General features: G+C 54.4%; 24 protein-coding genes. 20 read left to right on the top strand and 4 right to left on the bottom strand.

Translation table 11 applies throughout. The annotated features are described in order from the left end of the window. Positions 1-264: 264 nt before the first annotated feature. From HHJ17_RS02770 to HHJ17_RS02795, 6 genes are all read left to right on the top strand, one after another. Positions 265-717: an AlpA family transcriptional regulator gene (locus HHJ17_RS02770; protein WP_296504912.1), complete on the top strand. Its 453-nt coding sequence runs from the start codon at positions 265-267 to the stop codon at positions 715-717. Continuing rightward, a complete protein-coding gene (locus HHJ17_RS02775; RefSeq protein WP_296504914.1) occupies positions 714-1,049 on the top strand; it encodes a hypothetical protein in 336 nt (111 codons plus the stop codon). Before HHJ17_RS02770 ends, HHJ17_RS02775 begins: the two co-directional genes overlap by 4 nt. 4 nt (positions 1,050-1,053) lie before the next feature. Next, entirely contained in the window at positions 1,054-1,761 is a 708-nt protein-coding gene (locus HHJ17_RS02780; RefSeq protein WP_296504916.1) for a hypothetical protein, read from the top strand. Between the two features lie 169 nt (positions 1,762-1,930). Continuing rightward, positions 1,931-4,360: a DNA-primase RepB domain-containing protein gene (locus tag HHJ17_RS02785; RefSeq protein ID WP_296504917.1), complete on the top strand. Its 2,430-nt coding sequence runs from the start codon at positions 1,931-1,933 to the stop codon at positions 4,358-4,360. A gap of 70 nt (positions 4,361-4,430) precedes the next feature. Continuing rightward, a complete protein-coding gene (locus HHJ17_RS02790; RefSeq protein ID WP_296504919.1) occupies positions 4,431-4,667 on the top strand; it encodes a hypothetical protein in 237 nt (78 codons plus the stop codon). Between the two features lie 10 nt (positions 4,668-4,677). Then, on the top strand, positions 4,678-4,887 hold the full coding sequence (locus HHJ17_RS02795) for a hypothetical protein (protein WP_296504922.1): 210 nt from the start codon (positions 4,678-4,680) through the stop codon (positions 4,885-4,887). A gap of 99 nt (positions 4,888-4,986) precedes the next feature. Here HHJ17_RS02795 and HHJ17_RS02800 read toward each other — a convergent pair whose 3' ends face one another. From HHJ17_RS02800 to HHJ17_RS02810, 3 genes are all read right to left on the bottom strand, one after another. Beyond that, positions 4,987-5,508 (bottom strand): hypothetical protein, encoded by a 522-nt coding sequence (locus HHJ17_RS02800; protein WP_296504924.1) that lies wholly within the window; start codon positions 5,506-5,508, stop codon positions 4,987-4,989. 313 nt (positions 5,509-5,821) lie between these two features. After that, entirely contained in the window at positions 5,822-6,121 is a 300-nt protein-coding gene (locus HHJ17_RS02805) for a hypothetical protein (protein WP_296504926.1), read from the bottom strand. 155 nt (positions 6,122-6,276) lie between these two features. Then, positions 6,277-7,461: an integrase gene (locus HHJ17_RS02810; protein WP_296504928.1), complete on the bottom strand. Its 1,185-nt coding sequence runs from the start codon at positions 7,459-7,461 to the stop codon at positions 6,277-6,279. Positions 7,462-7,835: 374 nt separating this feature from the next. Here HHJ17_RS02810 and HHJ17_RS02815 point away from each other — a divergent pair, with 374 nt between their 5' ends. The 12 genes from HHJ17_RS02815 (at position 7,836) to HHJ17_RS02870 (ending at position 16,465) form a co-directional block, all read left to right on the top strand. Further along, positions 7,836-8,084: a hypothetical protein gene (locus tag HHJ17_RS02815; RefSeq protein WP_296503233.1), complete on the top strand. Its 249-nt coding sequence runs from the start codon at positions 7,836-7,838 to the stop codon at positions 8,082-8,084. Positions 8,085-8,254: 170 nt separating this feature from the next. Further along, on the top strand, positions 8,255-8,779 hold the full coding sequence (locus tag HHJ17_RS02820; protein ID WP_296503235.1) for a hypothetical protein: 525 nt from the start codon (positions 8,255-8,257) through the stop codon (positions 8,777-8,779). A 326-nt stretch (positions 8,780-9,105) separates the two neighbouring features. Then, complete coding sequence (locus HHJ17_RS02825) at positions 9,106-9,294, top strand: hypothetical protein (protein ID WP_296503238.1); 189 nt, start codon at positions 9,106-9,108, stop codon at positions 9,292-9,294. An 8-nt stretch (positions 9,295-9,302) separates the two neighbouring features. Continuing rightward, on the top strand, positions 9,303-9,839 hold the full coding sequence (locus tag HHJ17_RS02830; protein WP_296503241.1) for a hypothetical protein: 537 nt from the start codon (positions 9,303-9,305) through the stop codon (positions 9,837-9,839). Positions 9,840-10,005: 166 nt separating this feature from the next. Next, complete coding sequence (locus HHJ17_RS02835) at positions 10,006-10,290, top strand: hypothetical protein (RefSeq protein ID WP_296504929.1); 285 nt, start codon at positions 10,006-10,008, stop codon at positions 10,288-10,290. Next, positions 10,290-10,772: a hypothetical protein gene (locus HHJ17_RS02840; protein ID WP_296504931.1), complete on the top strand. Its 483-nt coding sequence runs from the start codon at positions 10,290-10,292 to the stop codon at positions 10,770-10,772. Before HHJ17_RS02835 ends, HHJ17_RS02840 begins: the two co-directional genes overlap by 1 nt. Before the next feature lie 526 nt (positions 10,773-11,298). Then, complete coding sequence (locus HHJ17_RS02845) at positions 11,299-11,589, top strand: hypothetical protein (RefSeq protein WP_296504933.1); 291 nt, start codon at positions 11,299-11,301, stop codon at positions 11,587-11,589. 142 nt (positions 11,590-11,731) lie between these two features. Then, positions 11,732-13,528: a phage tail tape measure protein gene (locus HHJ17_RS02850; protein WP_296504935.1), complete on the top strand. Its 1,797-nt coding sequence runs from the start codon at positions 11,732-11,734 to the stop codon at positions 13,526-13,528. A gap of 132 nt (positions 13,529-13,660) precedes the next feature. Then, on the top strand, positions 13,661-14,053 hold the full coding sequence (locus HHJ17_RS02855; RefSeq protein WP_296504937.1) for a Mor transcription activator family protein: 393 nt from the start codon (positions 13,661-13,663) through the stop codon (positions 14,051-14,053). Positions 14,054-14,099: 46 nt separating this feature from the next. Beyond that, a complete protein-coding gene (locus HHJ17_RS02860) occupies positions 14,100-14,771 on the top strand; it encodes a hypothetical protein (protein ID WP_296504939.1) in 672 nt (223 codons plus the stop codon). A 2-nt stretch (positions 14,772-14,773) separates the two neighbouring features. After that, positions 14,774-15,430 carry a phage protease gene (locus HHJ17_RS02865; protein ID WP_296505043.1) on the top strand — a complete coding sequence of 219 codons (657 nt, stop codon included), beginning with the start codon at positions 14,774-14,776 and terminating at the stop codon, positions 15,428-15,430. 342 nt (positions 15,431-15,772) lie between these two features. Beyond that, complete coding sequence (locus HHJ17_RS02870; RefSeq protein WP_296504941.1) at positions 15,773-16,465, top strand: DNA alkylation repair protein; 693 nt, start codon at positions 15,773-15,775, stop codon at positions 16,463-16,465. On the opposite strand, the gene HHJ17_RS02875 is transcribed toward HHJ17_RS02870, so the two are convergent. Then, a complete protein-coding gene (locus HHJ17_RS02875; RefSeq protein ID WP_296504942.1) occupies positions 16,462-16,761 on the bottom strand; it encodes a flagellar basal body protein in 300 nt (99 codons plus the stop codon). The genes HHJ17_RS02870 and HHJ17_RS02875 overlap by 4 nt on opposite strands. A gap of 366 nt (positions 16,762-17,127) precedes the next feature. On the opposite strand from HHJ17_RS02875, the gene HHJ17_RS02880 reads away from it, so the two are divergent. Further along, positions 17,128-17,394 (top strand): hypothetical protein, encoded by a 267-nt coding sequence (locus tag HHJ17_RS02880; protein ID WP_296504944.1) that lies wholly within the window; start codon positions 17,128-17,130, stop codon positions 17,392-17,394. A gap of 177 nt (positions 17,395-17,571) precedes the next feature. Beyond that, the gene (locus HHJ17_RS02885; RefSeq protein WP_296504946.1) at positions 17,572-17,784 is read left to right on the top strand and encodes a hypothetical protein; all 213 of its coding nucleotides are present in this window, start codon (positions 17,572-17,574) and stop codon (positions 17,782-17,784) included. Positions 17,785-17,817: the final 33 nt, after the last annotated feature.

Raw genomic sequence — 17,817 nt, forward strand, 5'->3', positions numbered from 1 at the left:
CGGGACGTAGAAGATTTTTAGAAACCGACAAAAGCCACTAGAGTTCTGACACTTTGCGTGGCACGGGGGTTTGAAACCTATTTAACCCATGTAACCGATTAGCCGGGGGCTTCCCCCGTTGCCAGAATCGGCGCAGGTGCCGGGCGCAGCCATTGCCCAAGTGCCGGGCGCAAACCAAAACTTTAATGTATCTCGCACGGCGGTGCGTAGTGCTGCACTTAAGTGGATTTGTAGTGCACAATGCACCCGTTCGAAACTGACTCGATGTATTTTTCTCCCTGCGGAGGAATACCCGACAGTAAACACCAGAGCCGCTACTTAAGCGGCTTTTTGCTTTCAAATCCAGCCACCCTTATCAGGTGGCTTTTTTTTTCGCTTGTACCTTTCTGGAGCCGACCACCCATATCAATAATTAAACCGTCACCTCAAACACCGACCGGCTGCGAAGCCGGTTTTCAAGCCCGTCCTGGCCTCGCCTCGACGGGCTTTTTTCATTTCAGGAACACAAAAATGGCATCTACAGAAAACACCAGCATCTCTCTCATGCGCTTGGCTCAAGTCTCCGCAAAAACTGGCATTGCCCGATCGACCATTTACAAACTGATGGCCGAGGGCAAGTTCCCGAAATCTGTCAAGGTCACTGCTAAGAGCGTCGCCTTCCCATCAAACCAAATCGACCAGTGGATTGCCAGCCGCATCGCTGGTGCTACAGCGTGAAGGCGCTGCGTCAATCGCTGACCGCTCAAGTCAGCCCCGCCACGATGGCCGAAATCAAGAACCGTGTCGCGCCAGACGGCGGTGGCCGGCTCGATAGCGGACAAATGGCGGCAACTCTGATGCTCAAGAACTGCGCCGCAACTTTGCGGATTGCGGCAATAAAAACCGCAACAGCCAAACAGCCGAAGTCCGCCGCAGCAAATCGCGCCGCACTTGCCGCTGCCATGGCGCCGGAAACGCAGGGTGCAAAGAACGCAAAACGGCTTGCCGCCGCGACTGAAACCCAACGCTCCAAAAACGCAAAACGCCTTTCTCAAATCACAAAGAAGTAAATCCATGAAAAACCACATCTCCACCACCGCCGCCGCCATCGCCTCTCAGACCGAAGTCCAAACGCTGGCTGCGGCCCTCGTTGCTGCTGATACGCGTCTGTCCGAGCTTCACCTCGCGCGCTTCACCGCATCCCCAGCGCCTGAGCGCAGTATCAAAGAAACCGCGCTTGCACTTATGCGCGGTGAACCCATTGCCGCCCCGGTGAACACCGATACAGCCGATCAGCAGGTGCTGCGAGACAGGCTGCACGCCGGGCATCAAATGGCCCTTGCCGACCAGCGCGCCACACATCAAAGGCTGGCTATTGAGCGTTGCTCCAAGGCTGCGCCAAAGTTGGCCGACTCGTTTGGTGCCATCCGTGCCGCGCTGGAGTCGGTGTTGGTCGCCTGCGCTGCGCTCAAGGCCTCGAACACTGCTGTTCGTGAACTCGGATTCGAGCCGGGCGCACTTGGAGACGCGGTTGATCTGCATGAGCAATTGGCCGAGCCAATCGCCCAATTTTTGAAGCTGGTAAGCGACTCCGAAGCCGTTGTGCGTGAACGGTACGAGGTCGACGGGCCTGCTGTCACGCTGGTGCTGCTGGCGGCCCACGGCGACGCGCTGCCCGGCGACTCGATCAGCCTGCCCGGCAAGCAGGCCCGCGCCATGGTACGCGCAGGCCGCGCTGAAGTTCTGACCAATGCCGCCCGCTTAAAGAAAGCGATGGCTTGAAAGCGGGCGTTCAAAGAAAAACACAAGGTGCGTGTTAGCCATCGCAGGGCCTTTTTCATAAGGCCTTGCGCATCGCTGCCGCCACGGAATACCCACCAACAAATTCGGAAAAACAACAATGTTAAATCCATCGATAAAAACTGAGCAAAGCATCAGCAACACCGAGTTCTTGTCTGCCATCTTCACGGACTTGCAAGCCGACGAACGCCCTGTTTGCGTCAGCTTCGCGGGCGCCGTCAACGATAAGACCATCTGGCCGTCGGGCTTGTCGTGGTCGCCAGAGTTGACTGCTGAAAATGGCGCGAAAAACAACTACTTCACGTTATCCGTCTACCTGCCAAAACAAGGTAGCTACCGCCGCAAAAAAGATCAATTCAGCCGGGCCTATGGCGTCATGCTCGACGACATTGGCTCCAAAGCACTGCCGCGTGAGCGCCTTGATGCCTGCCCACCGAGCTACCTGATTGAAACCAGTTCGGGCAACTATCAAGCCGGCTATTTGTTCGATGTGCCTTGCGCCGACCTCAAAGCGGTTGAGGCGTTGCAGGATTCGCTGGTTGAGGCCAACTTGTGCGATCCCGGCGCTAAAGGCCCATCGGCGCGCATCGGGCGTTTGCCCAATGGCGTCAATGGCAAATACGCGCCGGCACACGTTTGCCGCCTTGCCGAATGGCATCCTGAACGCCGCTACAGCATCGAAGATATTGTTGACCTGCTGGAGTTGACACCACCGAAGGCTAAGGGCAGACCGCGCAAAACCGCAGGTGCTGACCGGAAACTTGAGGATGGCGTTTATCTGCCACGAGCAGACGAAAACGAGGTTATCACTACGCTCAAAGCGCGCGGCCTATATAAAAAGCCGCTTGGCGACGGCAAGCATGACGTTTCATGCCCTTGGTTGCATGAACATACGGACTCGCTCGACACCGGAAGCTGCTATTTTGAGCCGAGCGACTTAGCGCCCATAGGCGGTTTCAAATGCCACCACTCGCACGGTGGCTCAAAGCGCATCGGCGCGCTGCTGGAATTCTTGGGCGTCACCTCTACCGCAGCCAAACACAAGCCGACCATTCGTGTCGAAGCTGGCGAACTGCATCGCATCGTGGATGCCGCAGAACGTGAACTCGCGGTGTCAGGGCGCTACTACCAACGAGGCGGTTTGATTGTCAGCGTTGCCACCGATCCAGAGTGCGATTCGACTAGCATCAAACCCTTGTCGCAGCCCTCGTTACTCAAGGCGCTGTCAGGTTGCGCGAACTGGATGCGCTATGACGCCAGAGCCGAGGATTTTGTCGTGAGCGACCCACCGGCCCGCCACGTCACGGTTCTGTTCGACAGCGAGGGATATGAACATCTGCCGGCGCTTCAAGGGCTTGCACGCCAGCCACACCTGCGGCCGGATGGCTCACTGGTGCGCGATGCTGGTTTCGACAACCTGACGGGATTGTTCGGTGTGTTCGATGCTCGCCTGTTCGACGTGCCAGACAAGCCAACAAAAACGCAAGCGGTAACGGCACTGGCCGAGCTTCGGGCGCTGCTGTCCGAGTTCGCGTTCGGCAACGCCCACGACGAAGCCGCCGCACTTGCTGGAATCCTGACGGCGACCATCCGGCCCAGCTTGCCCACCGCGCCGATGTTCCACATCAAAGCGCCTCAAATCGCCAGCGGTAAAAGCTACTTGAGCGGCATCATCGCGGCCTTCACCAGCCCCACCAGCCCTTCGGCTGTGGGTTTTCCTACGTCTGACGAGGAGTGCCAGAAACTGCTGCTGGCGACCTTGCTGGCCGCACCTGGCGCGATCGTGTTCGACAACCTGACCTCTGACTTGATCCCATTCAAATCACTGTGCAGTGCGTTGACAGAGGAGCATTTGACCGGGCGCATATTGGGCGTGAGCAAGACGGCCACCGTCGGCACGCGCGCTCTGTTTTTGAGTTCGGGAAACAACGTGGATGCAGTCAGGGACATGGCACGGCGCGTCATCACAGTGAACCTCGATCCAGCTTGCGAGACGCCAGCCACGCGGCAGTTCAAAGGCGACCCGCTGGCCGCAGTGCGCGCTGGCCGTGAACGTTATGTGTCGCTGGCGTTGACTGTCATCAGGGCGTGGATTGCGGCCGGTAGCCCTGCGACGACCTGCAAGCCGCTCGCCAGTTACGGGCAGTGGAGCGCATGGGTACGCCAGCCGCTGCTGTGGCTTGGCCTACCTGACCCAGCCGAGCGCGTATTCGAACAGCTTGCACAAGACCCCGACCGAGAGCAGCTTGGGCAACTTATGCACGCATGGAGCAAGGCGTTCGGCAATGCGCCCATGATGATTCGTGAGGCTGTGGATGGCGCACTGTTCGGCCATCACGACTTGAGCCAGACGCTGCATGAGATTGCCGACGAGCGTGGCGAAATCAACCGCCGCAGGCTTGGGCGCTGGATAAGTCGCCATCAGGGGCGCATCGTTGACGGACTTAAATTTGAGCGCGCATCAGGCACCACGTCATCAGAACGCTGGTTTGTCAAATCGGTTACGTCGGTAATAGAGGTTTCAAACCCCGGAGTTGCGGCAAGTGTCAGAACGGATATTGAAGTATGCGACCTTGCATAGCTGCCCACAAACCAATCACAACCCGCCATCGTGCGGGTTTTTTTACGTCTATTTGAAAGGACAAAACAACATGAAACTTTATTCAATGCGCGAACTGCTGGCACTGCCCCAAACGAACCAGATTGCAGACCGCCTACGCGATGCCGCCGCCGCGCTGGATTGTGGCAACCCTGAATCAGCCGCGTGGCGTTTGGCCGACGCCGCGCAGCTATTGCGTCAGCGCATCGACAGGTGCGGCCTGACCAACGTCGAGGGCGTCCACATCCCCACCAATAAAGGCGCTTTGCTTGGCGCTCACGGCAACTAAAGGAATCATCATGGCAACAAGAAAACTCAGACACGTTACCGGCGCGGCATGGACCGCCTACGTGGAACAGACGCTGGCCGCAGCGGGCGTTGAAGCGGAAAAACTGCCGAGTGGCGCATTGCGATTGCGTAACGGGCACACCCGAATCACGGTGGCCGCCATTCGGCACGTCGATCCGCAAGACTTGGCCGACCTCTGTGGGGGCGAACGCACTTTCTAACGCCGCGCGCGACGCGCCCGCCCTCGTTTCAATCGGGGGCATCTCGCTCGACAGGGTGGGGCGCGTCGCAAGTGGCAGAGCCTTCAGGCGGCAAGGTCGCTAAATGTCGCCACTCTTTTTCACGGCCTCAAGCCTTGTTTTTTCTTGCATCTCTTTTGAAATTAAAAACAGGTGCCCGGTGTTCATGGTGCTGCCGTACTTTCTGACGCTCATGGAGCCGTCTTTAGATGAAAGTTCACATTCAACTTGGGAGAAGGCGGCTCCCATTCGATTTTTCACCTCGCTCGTTACGCACCGAATCATCGGGTATTTAGACCGAACGGCCCGAATTACCCCTTCAAAGTCAGGTGAGCGAAACGAAAAAAAGAAAGACGACAGCTTGTCGTCTATGTAGTTTTGAATCGGGTTTATCCCCCCATCCGAACCAACCTCGCCGATGGTAAATGTGCTTATCCGCGTGTTTCCAAGAATCGCGTAAACGTCATCCGAAGTCATTCCGAGCCGTATGCCTTTTATCTCTATGATGGGAACATCAAAGCTAGGCTTAACTTCTTTTTTTGCCGCATAAGCGCCGCATGACACCGCAGCCGCCAAGATGGCGAGCACCATTGTTTTATTCATATTCCCTTTTTTTTGGTGAAGTCCAACGACTTACCGGCCTTTGCGGCTCTGCTGCGATTAGAGCTTAAAAGCTTGGCGCGGCCCTGACTTGGGTAACGTTGTTTTCCCCTCGCGTACACGAGGTGGGCTAACCTAATCAGCCGTACAGCGGCCATTTGAATAGCCCACAGCGGGATATTTTGTCCAAATGGGAAACGAGGCGGTTTCCGGGGGGCGCCCCGTGGCGACTTTTCACCCCCCGGTGGGCGTCGGCATTCGCTATCAAATCAGTAGCTGCCGACGCACTGTTTACGGGGGCTGGGTGCCTAATCGCTCAGACTGGCTTCGATGGTGCCGGTGTGGCTACTGTGGCTGCTGCTGCTGCTGCTGCTGCCGCACGCAAACCCCGGCGCGCAGCCCGTTTTTCTTGCCGACTAAATTCTCGCGCAGCGGTTTCGCGCACCCATGCGTGCGTCAGCTCGTACTGGTCTTTGTAAACGCAGACCCTGTTCACACCCTGCGTTTTCAAAAACGCGCAATACACCAGCCCCGCCGCGTACTCTGCGAGGGTATCGGCAAATACGAGTCGCGCATATTCACGTTGCTCAATTTGCTCTATAGTAATTTCAGCCATTTTTGATCCTTTGAATCATTGGTGGTCAGGTGCGGGATGGTGTTCTATGCGCCACCCGCGCCGTCTTTTTTGCCATTCTTAAACAGGTGAATGGCTTACCCGTAAATCGGTTACATGGGTTAAATCGGTTTCAAACCCCCAACCCACGATAAGTGTCAGAACAAAGCCAACTTGCCGAGCCCGGTCGCTGCGTGGTCGCGTAGCAGGTGCCCATAATGTTTGTCGATCATTGAAACGCTGGTTCCCGACAACTGCGCGACGGTCATCGTGTCCAGTCGGTGCAGAGCGATCAAATCAGTGATTGCGCTGTGGCGCAGGTTGTATGCCACCGCAGCGGCGGGCAGGTCAGCGGCCTTTGCGGCTGCTTTGAATGGGTCTTTCCATGAGTCCTTATTCCAGAACTTGCCATCTGCACGCGCGATCAATGGCGCTGTGGGTAGTTTGTCTTTTGCCTGTGCAGCAAAGAACGACGCAGTGGACGAAGGCAGGGTGATTTTCCGATCACGACCTGCTTTGTCTTTCCCCACCGTCAACACGCTTAACCGCTTATCAAAACTTCCTGCAGTCAGCGCAGCCACAGCGCCGGGGCGCAGCGGTATCAGTGACAGGGCGGTAATCAGCGCAGCCAGATCAGCCGGCGCACTTGCAATGAGCGCCCGGCGCTGATCCATATCGAGATAACAGTCGCGGCGTTGGGTCGCGTCCTTAATCGGCCTGAGCTTGGTTTTCCATGCGGTGTCGCTGGTGGCGTGGCCGTCCTCAAGGGCAAGGTTAAGCGCCGCTTTGAGGACCGCCATCTCTCTGTTTATCGAACTGGCTGCGCGGGGTTTTGTTGCTTTCTTTGTCTTGTCCTGTTCGATGGCAGGGGTCTTGACCAACTTGTTACGCCAGTCATTCATCATGCCTGCCGTCAACTTCATCACGGGGGTGTTGCTCAGTTTGGCGTCTGAGAATACCCACCGCCTAAACCTTCCCTCTAAATCAACTGCGCCACTTTCCCGGCCTTCAGCCCGCGCTTTGTCGATGTACCGCTGGCACGCCTCGCCCAACGTCAATACAACCTTAGAACCGCCTGAGCCTATGTGACCAAACCAATCCTGCGCGGTTTTGAATGCTGCGTTGAAACGCTCGTTGTCTGGCACGTCCAAAAACGCGCCTAACGCGTGGTAGTTCTGTTTTCCCGTTGACTCATCAAGGCCCCGCGTAATCCAAGTGCCGCCCGGCCCGATGGTCATCTTCCTGTAGCCGAGAAACTTTCCCTTGGTGACAAGGTGCCAGTACGGTTCGCGCCGCAGTTTCAGCGCATCGCGGGCGCTCACTGTGTTTATTTTTGTCGCCATGAAATTTGCCCTAGTTTCGGTTAGTACGGAAAAGTACGGAAAACATGGGTGAATTATATGGGACGTTCGTAGACTAATAATTCTGTAACTTGTTGATTTATATACTGTGCTGGAAAATCGTGGACTATGTAACCCTTCATTCACACTGCAGGGGTCGCAAGTTCGAAACTTGCATCGCCCACCAAAATATTGGTTATAAATCAAGGACTTACGAGAAATCGGGAGTCCTTTTTTTTGTCCGCTGTCTAATGAATGCTTGAAACGAGACGGCACAGGATGTGCAGGACCATGATCTCAGAGGAAACGGGATAAGGCGTTTTTAAACGAGCTGAAATGGGATTTCTATCGTGAAATCAACGACTTAGCGAGAAAAATTGGCCGTTTTGTTTGCGCAAACCGGGCCACGATCTTGGAGGAAAAAATCGGGCAAATTGATGATTATCAACTGCTGGATTTTGGGTCGTGTTAAGGGATTTTTCGGGGTGATATCCACACCCTATTATTTTGATGAGCCCACCAATGGTGAAAGCTCTTTAAAGGCTCTTAAATCAAAAGTTATCCACCGCATGGAAAACGATGCTTTCCCGAGTGGTCTTGAAGTGCTCTTAAAGCGTCAATTGTGACGTGCTGTTTACACCTCCTCTCCAATGAAGCCTCAAATTTAGTGAGAACTAAAAAAGTCAACTTTCAAAATTTTTTGGCTTGTGGATAACTTGGCACTTTGAGATAAATTGGCGAATTCTGGCGGTTGTCCTAGCGGATCGTTTGAAGGCAAAGCAAACGCCGCCCAGTTTTGGAAATTCCGTTTCAGTCGACCGCCTGGCATCTTCCAATCAAATACCGCCAGTGGGTCTGGTGCCAATGCTGGATGGAAAGAAGAATTGACCTCACCAAAACCACTGATGAGGTGCTCACCATGAATTCAATGAATCTGCCCGCCGACCTGTCCCCTGCAACCTGCACCTGGCTGCGCGTGCAAATGACAATCGCCAGCGCCCGAGCAGTCGAGCCGCTACGAGCTGAGATAAAACGGGTGGATGATTTCACCAACGGCCTGTTCCTGGTGATTGCCCAAGTGCTGCCCCACATATTGATAGAGCAACCGGCGCTGGCGGCTAAGTTGGCCCCGCACTGGCGCTTGGATGCTCAGCGTTTTGATGCGCTGGAAGCTGGGGCAACGCCTAAAGATGACGATGAATCACTAGACCTGCTCGAAGCTCGAAGCATTCTCTACAACATGGGCCTTGACCTTACGCTGTGGCCGACGACAAAGCAGAAAGGCTCAGTTCGGGCCGTGCCGCGTGTGCGGCGGGCGTGAGCCAGTCCGGTGAGTAGCTCGCTTTAAGGTTGAATTCTGGCGGGGGCTTCATAAACATCAAATTATGGATATACTCCGACCACTGCTGAAAACAGCAGTCGGGTTTGGAAGCCCGGAATTCAAGGCGCAACAACCGCGCCCAGCAATGAGCAGCGGTTTTTCTTTTTCCCCGTGTTGCGCGGGACGCGACCCTTTTATGGTGGGCCGTGTGGGGCACTAGAAATGGTGCGCCGGTTCCTTGACCCGGTCTTCCAACCTGCACGTGCCTGCCACCCTCATTTGGAAGTGAGAGCGGCAGGTTTGAAACCTGTTGTCAAGGAGCCATCATGGCTAACCCACTCGCATCTGCTGGCGCACGCGCCTTGCATTCCCCTTCTTTCCCCTGCACTTCACAGGCGCTGTCTTGGATCAAACGCCGCGCCCGTCGCGTTGAGCGCTTTTATCAGGTTAGCCGACGCGAGGCGCTGGCTTGTGCCTCGATGGATTTTTCTTCCTTCAATCCAACTGCGAAGTGAGGGATGCCATGACCAACTCCACTAACCGTGACCGTGTCAACAGCATCATTGCCCAGGCCAAAGCAGCCGGAAAACTCGTACCAGTTGTTGAAAATGTCTGGCGCGCCATTGGCGAAAAAGATATCCATGCCCTGGAGAAACTTGTTGCCAGCACGCCCGCTAACCCGGCACTGGACATTGATGTGTGCGATGACGCCAAAAGACGCATTGAGCGTTTGATGAACCCGCTGCTTGATCGATTGACGGCATCGCGGTCCACGATTTTTGCTTTTAACAAAGCGGCACTAAATGACTCTTCGGTGTCTGAATTGAACTGGTCCTCGATGATGGAGGCGTTGGAAAGGGTCGCACCTACCGACTATGAACTGGATGCCATCATCACCCAACTTTATGGCGTGGTGAAAACTGCGGTTGACCAAGCGCTCCAAGGTGCTGCGGCTGCTGTCGCGGCATCTGCAACGCCCGCCAGCAACCACACGACCAGCAAACAGACGGCCCCGCGCAAGCGTGACAAGCTGGCGGCAAAGTCGCTGGAGGTGGTGTGATGAAAGCCATCTCTCAAAACGTTTTTCATGTCGCAGGCCTTCAGTTCGTGAATCCGATAGGTACTTGGCGTCTGTCGTGCATCCATGCTAACCAAGGTACGCGCTATCACCTGGTGCAATTTGTTCCTTCGTGGGCGCGGGTCGCCTATCGCGCAACGGAGACATCATGAACATCCCACAAGCGAAAACCGATCTGGTACAGCAGGCGCTGCCCAAGCCAAACGCCAAAACAGAGCGGCAGCGGGATTACTGCAAAAAGCTGTGCTCTGTCGTGGCGCGCTATCTGAAAGACGATGAACTGACTGGCCTGGTGCAGGCGCTAGAGACGTTCAAAGGTAACGTCCTTGCAAAGCGGTACTCACCAGGCCTAAACGATGCAGCCTATGAACTGTTCGCCAATTTTCATCTGCGCGGCCCGGCAGTCGGTCAGGCGGCGAAGGTGGCGCAGTGATGGCCACCAAGACCGCCCGGAACTGGAAGAGGCTGCAGGCCACCAGCCTGCGCCATGCCCTGGAACTCTGCAAAGATCACGCCCGAGAAAAGCTCAACAGGTCTATCGAGAGAATCGCCGATGAGATGGGCATTGCTGATCACTGGACGCTATATAAATGGCTCCAGTCTGGCCGCATACCAGCGAACCTGATTCGCCCATTTGAGACAGCTTGCGGGATTGATTACGTCACGCGCTGGATCGCTGTGAGCGCGGGGAAGATTCTGATTGACATCCCAACGGGGCGCAAACTGATCGGGACTGACGTTGTGGAACTGCACAACGGCTTCGGATCGGCGCTGCAGTTGCTGACCGACTTCTACGCCAAGAAAGCGGATGCAGAGCAAACGCTGGCGGCGCTCACGGCCCACCTGGAGGATATTGCTTGGCATCGCGCCAACGTCGGCCAGCACGCGCAACCCGAGTTCGACTTCAACAGTTAAGCACTGCCCTTGCATGAAGCCAGAGCAGGCCCTTCGCAAGCTTCCCAGGATCATCAGAAAGACCATCAACCGTAACGCCTTCAGACTTGCCAGGACTGAAGCCTATGAATACTTGTGCAGGGATTTGGAGCAGCAAGCACAAAACCTGCTCAATATCACTGACGCCTCAGTCAATGAGGTGATCGCGGTTTTAGAGCAATCCTCGTTCAGATGGCCTGATCCCCCCGGGGAGTAAGGACCGGAACGACAAGCAGGGCGGCATAGACCCTTTTAAGACCGCTTTAAGCGCCGCGTTCTCAAATTTTCAAGGGGGTAGCGGCTGCAGGGGGAGAAAACGCCTCAAACAGGCCGTTTTTATGGTGAATGCGCCAGGTGATCACCGACGAACCAAAGCTCTTTAAGAGCCATACAAACCGGGATGCGGTGGAATTGGTCCGGGAGTTAAAAAGGTTTATCTCCCCACTCGAAGGCAAAAATTCGAGTGTTGGCCTCACCAATTTCACTATCAAATCATCGGAAAAACACCATGTCAGACACCATTATCAAGCAACTGAAAAAGCCCTGGAAAGTCGGCGGCAAAGAGGCTACCGATATTGAAGTGCGTCCCGCCAGTATGAAAGACGTGTGCGAGGCGGAACAGTCGGCATCAGGCTTTCAGCCCAACTCGTTCAATGTTCAGATGGCTTGTCTGCAAGTGGTGCGCGCAGGTGAATTCACTGGCCCCTTTGTGGCCAGTCACTTTGCCGCCATGCGCACGGCTCAATTCGGCGAGATTGCCGCTGCCCTGCAGGAGGCTGATCGCCTGGGGGAAGACTAGTCGCTAAGCGGAAAAATATGCTTAGCCAGGTCATGCTGCTGGCGCTCAAGTTCCACTGGAGCCGCGCAGAGATCATGAACCTTCCCATTGCTGAATTTGAGCATTACGTCACCGAGCTTTCATTACTCCACACACCTAAATCATGAGCACTACCTATGTTGTCGGCGTCCGAATAGATGGAAATGCAGCCAGCTACCTGCGCGCCGTGCAGCAGGCGCAGGCTGGTACCAGCAGGTTCACTGCGGCTGCCAAGGCTGAGTTCCAAAGGCTCAAGGGCTTCATGCAGTCATACCAGGGCCAGCTGGCATCGCTGGGTTTGGGTGTGGGGTTTGTGGCGATGGCCACCGAGGCGGCGAAGTTGCAGCGCAACCTGACGCAGATTAGCCTGACCGCCGGTATGAGCATTCAAGAGCAGACAGATGCCTACCAAAAAATGTTTGAAATGATCAAGCGCAATGGCGGCGTTATGGAAGAAACGGTGGGGAGCTTTGGCAGCTTGATTGCCGCAGGCCTGAAATACAAAGAAGCGATGAATGCGACCGACGCGATCAGTGACGCGCAAGCGGTTACTGGTGCAAACCCCGCTGTGCTGGCGGGTGCGTTGACTGTGGGTGCGGCTAACTTTAATTTGGATTTATCAAAGTTGGGCGTAGCCGCCACAATGCTGGACAAGATGACGGCATCGGGGCGCATGGGCAATGCGGAGCTGGAGAATCTTTCCAATATCTTGCCCCGAATTGCATCCAGAGCCCAAGGCGCGGGGATGAATTTTGACAAAACATTGGCCTTCACTCAGGCCATGTCTCAGATTGAGAAGCAACCGGACAGGCTGGCGACATTGGTTGATTCGTCGATGCGGCTGTTCACCAACATGAACTACTCCAAAGACGCTGAAAAAGCGACGGGGGTAAAGATGTTTGGCAAGCAAGGTGAGCGGCGTGATGCGGTGGCTGTGCTGGAAGACATGCGCAAAAAATACAAGGCGCTGAAAACCGATGCAGAGCGTTTCGCATTTATGGGAAAAACGTTTGGTAAAACCGACCTTGATACCCAGCGCGGCATGTCAAGTGCGCTCAGTGGCGAGATGCTGGAAAAGATGCGGGAGTTCATCGCGCTTACAGGCAAGGCCGACGGAACGATTTTGAAAGACATGGCACGTGCCACCAGCAATGCTGCCACCCAAGCTGAGCGCCTGCGCAACACATTGCGCCATGCCGCTGAAGGTTTTGCAAAACCCGTCAATGAAACCATCGCTAACGCCATCAAATACCTGCTCGACAGCAAGGAAAAGGGCGGACTTGAATTGAGTGGTGGCCAGATCTCCGGTAGCGCGGCTGCAGGCGCTGTCGGCGTTTATGCCCTCTCGCGCATCCTGCCTGGCATGGCGGGCAAGCTGCTGGGCCGCACGGGTGGACTGGCTGCAGGCGTGGCCGAAGGCAAGGCGCTGCAAGCGGCCGCTGGCATCACCCCGGTCTATGTCACCAACTGGGCCGAGATGGGTGGCAGTGCCGGAGTGATACCAGTCGCCCCTGGCGCACCAGGAACTGGTCCAGGCGCCGCCTCGATCGGAAGTGCAGGCAGCTTGGTTCGCTACATGAGCTTGATGGGTAAATTATTGGGGCCGCTGATGATGCTAGAGGCACTGACCCAGCCCAGCGAGGCAGATATTGCAGCGCTCCGCCGTATGGATGCCAAGAAAGCGCGTGACGGCGGGGGCAGCGGGATTCGTGGCCAGGGTTTCAATGACCCGCGCATCATTGGCATCGGTGACACACGGGCCGCCCTGCAAGAGGCGTTGCGCGCCACTGAGGTCAGGGGTGAAATATTTGTGCGTGTAATCGCCGCACCTGGCCTCAATGTACAAACCGAGTTCAAGAGCAACAGCCCGCGCATTCCCATGAAGTCATTGGGCCAGACCAATATGCAGGCAGGGCACTGATTTTCCGCCAATGGGGAAAGCGATTTAAACGCTTTACAAGCCTTGAAAGTCTTATCAAGGTGGAATGGTGGGAAAGGAGTTAAACACTTTATGTCCACTGTTTGAAATAAAAGCGTTGCACGACGTCATGAATTGCTTCAAGGCCTCGCTGAGAACATGGCCGTGCACATGGCAAAAAAATACCAGACTCCCGACGAGCAAGCCATGGAAATTGGCAATTATCTTGCTGATTGTCTGGTGGATCACTGGAAGGGCCAGACGATCTATATCCCTAGTGATTCGAGCTACAAGCGCAGCGCCAGAGATATAGAGATTTGTGAGCGTATGGAGCGTGGCAACGCACACGAAATTGCGGCCGAATTTGGCCTCAGCTTTGTCCGTGTGTACCAAATTAATGCCCGGTACTTGGCCGAGAAGCGGAAAAACTTAAACACCTTGACGTCTTCAAAACCGCCAGCCAAACACCCTAAGAATCGAGGCCTTCAGGCTCATAACATTTTTAGCGCGAGAGGTGGATATGACTAAACCTGCGCCTGTTTATCGCCTCAATTGACCCACCACCCCAATCACTATGACCAACAACGCCAAAAACATCCTGCAAACCAACCTGCAAGAACTTCAGCAGAAAATCGACCTGATAAAAATAAAAAAGCGAGCTGCGTCTACGCTGAAAATTGAGCTAGAAAATAAGATCAACGATCTATATGCCAAGCCATTGAATGATCGCCAGATGATGCAATTTATGCTCTCAGCGGTGGATGAACGCGCGGCGGTATACAAGGCCGATATGTTGAGTTCTGGATTTTTGGATGCCTCAAAAATCATGACTAAAAGCCCCTTGTCTTTCGACGACTTCGAACAAATTCAAGGGCGCGGTCGCGTGTGGGGTAAGCGCTCTTCACCGAGTGAAGTAGACCTCTTATACAAATTTGAACTCGTCAAGACGTACAACATTGGAACCCATACTTGGATGCCCTATTTCTTCGGGGACTTGATCAAACAAAAGATAGCTGACCTCTACCATTGCAAGTACGGGAAAACGGCGCTTGAAGCTCTTGAATCGGTTGAGGATCGAAGCGCGGCCATCAATGACATTGAAAGTCAATTGATCAAATTGGATGAAGAGATTGTCACCATCAATGGCGAAATTGTTGCAGCTTCAGAACCTATCATGAAATTTATGCAGGGCTTCCGCGAAGCAAACGGATCACCTCTGAACAGTGCTTCTATTGGGGTACGTTGATGATGCCAGCTACAGCGCTCTCCGCTATAGCGATTCCGTTGACCGACAAGAGTGAATTTCGCATTCTCCCAGCGAGTAGATTCAAGGCGGTCGATGGTAGGCCATCCGGTGGCATGTGGGTAATGAATGCGGCCATCGGCGCAAAGCTGGTCAGTGAGGCAAATTCCCGAAAGATAGATTACGTCATTGACTATGAGCATCAGACGCTCCTGGCGAATACCAATGGCAAACCCGCACCGGCAGCGGGATGGTTCAAAAATCTGGCCTGGCGTGACGATGGTCTATATGTCACGGATACACGCTGGACGGCAGCAGCAAAAGCCATGCTTGACGCAGAGCAGTACCGTTTCATTTCCCCCGCCTTCTTGTTTGATAAAAAGACGTTCGAAGTGACCGGGCTGCTCAACATCGCATTGACAAATTCCCCTGCATTGCATGGACTGACAGATCTTGCTTTGCTGAAGTTGACAAACCCTTTGATGCAAGGTGGGCAACAACCAAATTTGACCGCGAAAGATCGCGAGATTTTCAAATCAGTTTTTGGCATGGATACTGATGCGCTCGCATCTACCGGCGCCATGCAAGCAAATGTTGTCGAGCCAGTTATGACAGACAGATCGCTTGAAGCCCTAGTAAAGATGTTTCATTACGCTGGCTAGGCGCTAATCTCTGTTTTTACGCCAGTCCACAAGGGTATTTCAAAGGCTTCTGAAGCTACCTTAAAGGTTCGTTCTAAGACAGTTTTGCAAATGTTGATAACTTGTGCATAAGTTGAAACATTGGAGCTTTTCCCCTTCCTCCAAGATCGTGGCCTCTTTCCTCTGTGATCGTGGCCGTTTACACAGGACACTGTTTAAGTGGGTAGGGTTGTCACCAGCAGTTCCCCCGTGAGCAGAACGCAGTGGCCGACCATCGTTGCATTCGGCGCCACCTGCCTGTCGGATTGATGGTTGCACTTGAAGTCTATTGGTCAAGCAACCTCGCGTAAAGTAAGGCTCACAATGAGCCGCCTCCAACTCGCCCTTGCATTGCTCCAGCAGGATGCTCGTCCCCGCGAGCTGGCTGGCATGGCCAGATTTGGCATCAATCCTGAAGGCCGTCTGGGCTTGTCCATGCCAGTCATGCGCCGCATTGCACAAACGTTAGGGTGCGACCATGAACTGGCGCTCGCGTTGTGGGATACCGGCATACCTGATGCCCGCATCGTGGCGGGCATGGTAGCCGAGCCCGCAAAACTGACATCGCCGCAAATGGACGCCTGGGCCAAGGACTTCTCATCCTGGGACGTGTGTGACCAAGTCTGTGGCAGCGCCTTCTTGGCTTCGTCGTTGGCCTGGCACAAAGTACCTGAGTGGGCTGTACACAAGGAAGAGTTTGTACGTCGTGCGGCCTTTGCGTTGCTGGCCACACTGGCGGTGCATGACAAGCGGGCTGTCGATGAGCGCTTCGTCATGATGCTGCCCCTCATTGAAGCTGCAGCAGGGGATGAGCGCAACTTTGTCAAAAAGGCGGTGAACTGGGCGCTACGCAACATCGGCAAGCGCAATCTGGCGCTTAATGCTGCTGCCATCGAAGCAGCTCGGCGCATTCAGCGGCAAGGCTCTCGGTCGGCGCGGTGGATTGCTGCTGACGCGTTGCGAGAACTTAGCAGTGAGGCGGTGCAGGCGCGCCTGCGGGAGCGTGCAGGTAGCTAAGCATTCATGTTCAGCAGCGCACCGGCTATCTTGTCATTGGTTTTGAACACCGCAAGGTTGGCTAAAAACGAATTCTTGGCTTGAAGTTGCGCCACGACATCCGTCTCCAGCGACGCCCCCTCAGAGCGCGCAGTCGTCAATGCCGTGGATACCCCACCCTCTGCTTGGGAGTTTTGAAGCACTTCCTGGCGATGAAAACCAGTGGTGTTCATGTTGGCAATATTGTGAGCAGACGAATTCAGCGTCATCTGCGCCGCGTTCATGCCTGACTGTGCAATGGATGAAATGGAGGCCATGTGAAAATCCAGTTCAGTGGTTGACTGTACTGGATTTGAGCACAAAGTTGCATTCAGTTTGACGCGGCCGGCCTTGGACCAAGCAGGGCCTGACTACTGAATGGCGACAGGTGGAAGAGGGTGGAAGAGGGTGGAAGAGGGTGGCATTCGAGATCTTGGAGCTGCTGGTAAGCAGTACGACATGACCTCTATCTTCAATACGGGTTCATCGTGAATTTGCGTCGTCATATTTTTTGATTCCTGCTCAGGCAGGGCTTGCATCGGTGCAGTGATGCATCTGCGGTCAACGAAAGTTGAAACCTTACGTTGTAAAGCTAATCTGAAATGTGACTGGCTTGCTCAACGAACATTTATTGACTGATTAATATGACCAATATCAAAACCCTATTTGCAGCGGCGCTGTTTTCAACTGTTGCTTCTATAGCGTTAGCGCAGGGATCTCTCGTATCTTTGGATAAGGGTGCCAACGCAGTCGTGGCCAAGAGTGCGCCAGCCTCTGCTAAGCCGAAGCAGCATAGGTCAACGCAGCCCACAAAAAAGAGTAATAAAGCGTCCCTGCACTCGAAAAAGTCGCAGAAGTCGCAAGCTGCTGAAAAGAAGAATTCCAAAGGCCCCGGATTGGAAGCCTACTAGATTTGGCCACTGATTTCTATGGATCGGTGCGGGGGTTCTCGGCCCTTTTGTCTTCAGTTCAGGGCATTTTGGCTGTCAAACCGATATATTTCTTCGGAGTTGGTCTGAAGGTTCCGACGAGCATCTCTCAGTCAGCCCCGATTACTAACCGCTAAATGTTCAATCAAATTAACATTAATGCAGAACGCAACTAAATCGGAATTTACCTTGGCACAAGAAGAAAAATTAACAGTAGAAAAACAAAAGCGGAAATTGAATAAAGAGTGGATTTGGTGGACGCTTGTTGGCGCATTTATCGTGGGCTCTATTGGTGCGATGTTCGCTGCCGATTACTTTTACGCACCAGGCGTGAATAATCCATCCACTCCAGCAGAGGCTGTTGGTAAGTGAGTTTTACTATCGCCGTTTCTGGTCGTCGTTGAC

Origin of the sequence: Rhodoferax sp. (genome assembly GCF_012927445.1) — a bacterium.
Taxonomy (GTDB): domain Bacteria; phylum Pseudomonadota; class Gammaproteobacteria; order Burkholderiales; family Burkholderiaceae_C; genus Rhodoferax.

Excerpts from the sequence above, each read along its gene's own strand:
- HHJ17_RS02770 (WP_296504912.1), top strand. The coding sequence starts at position 265 with ATGTATTTTTCTCCCTGCGGAGGAATACCCGACAGTAAACACCAGAGC.
- HHJ17_RS02780 (WP_296504916.1), top strand. The coding sequence starts at position 1,054 with ATGAAAAACCACATCTCCACCACCGCCGCCGCCATCGCCTCTCAGACC.
- HHJ17_RS02790 (WP_296504919.1), top strand. The coding sequence starts at position 4,431 with ATGAAACTTTATTCAATGCGCGAACTGCTGGCACTGCCCCAAACGAAC.
- HHJ17_RS02795 (WP_296504922.1), top strand. The coding sequence starts at position 4,678 with ATGGCAACAAGAAAACTCAGACACGTTACCGGCGCGGCATGGACCGCC.
- HHJ17_RS02800 (WP_296504924.1), bottom strand. The coding sequence starts at position 5,508 with ATGAATAAAACAATGGTGCTCGCCATCTTGGCGGCTGCGGTGTCATGC.
- HHJ17_RS02805 (WP_296504926.1), bottom strand. The coding sequence starts at position 6,121 with ATGGCTGAAATTACTATAGAGCAAATTGAGCAACGTGAATATGCGCGA.
- HHJ17_RS02810 (WP_296504928.1), bottom strand. The coding sequence starts at position 7,461 with ATGGCGACAAAAATAAACACAGTGAGCGCCCGCGATGCGCTGAAACTG.
- HHJ17_RS02825 (WP_296503238.1), top strand. The coding sequence starts at position 9,106 with ATGGCTAACCCACTCGCATCTGCTGGCGCACGCGCCTTGCATTCCCCT.
- HHJ17_RS02830 (WP_296503241.1), top strand. The coding sequence starts at position 9,303 with ATGACCAACTCCACTAACCGTGACCGTGTCAACAGCATCATTGCCCAG.
- HHJ17_RS02835 (WP_296504929.1), top strand. The coding sequence starts at position 10,006 with ATGAACATCCCACAAGCGAAAACCGATCTGGTACAGCAGGCGCTGCCC.
- HHJ17_RS02840 (WP_296504931.1), top strand. The coding sequence starts at position 10,290 with ATGGCCACCAAGACCGCCCGGAACTGGAAGAGGCTGCAGGCCACCAGC.
- HHJ17_RS02845 (WP_296504933.1), top strand. The coding sequence starts at position 11,299 with ATGTCAGACACCATTATCAAGCAACTGAAAAAGCCCTGGAAAGTCGGC.
- HHJ17_RS02850 (WP_296504935.1), top strand. The coding sequence starts at position 11,732 with ATGAGCACTACCTATGTTGTCGGCGTCCGAATAGATGGAAATGCAGCC.
- HHJ17_RS02860 (WP_296504939.1), top strand. The coding sequence starts at position 14,100 with ATGACCAACAACGCCAAAAACATCCTGCAAACCAACCTGCAAGAACTT.
- HHJ17_RS02865 (WP_296505043.1), top strand. The coding sequence starts at position 14,774 with ATGCCAGCTACAGCGCTCTCCGCTATAGCGATTCCGTTGACCGACAAG.
- HHJ17_RS02870 (WP_296504941.1), top strand. The coding sequence starts at position 15,773 with ATGAGCCGCCTCCAACTCGCCCTTGCATTGCTCCAGCAGGATGCTCGT.
- HHJ17_RS02875 (WP_296504942.1), bottom strand. The coding sequence starts at position 16,761 with ATGGCCTCCATTTCATCCATTGCACAGTCAGGCATGAACGCGGCGCAG.
- HHJ17_RS02880 (WP_296504944.1), top strand. The coding sequence starts at position 17,128 with ATGACCAATATCAAAACCCTATTTGCAGCGGCGCTGTTTTCAACTGTT.
- HHJ17_RS02885 (WP_296504946.1), top strand. The coding sequence starts at position 17,572 with ATGCAGAACGCAACTAAATCGGAATTTACCTTGGCACAAGAAGAAAAA.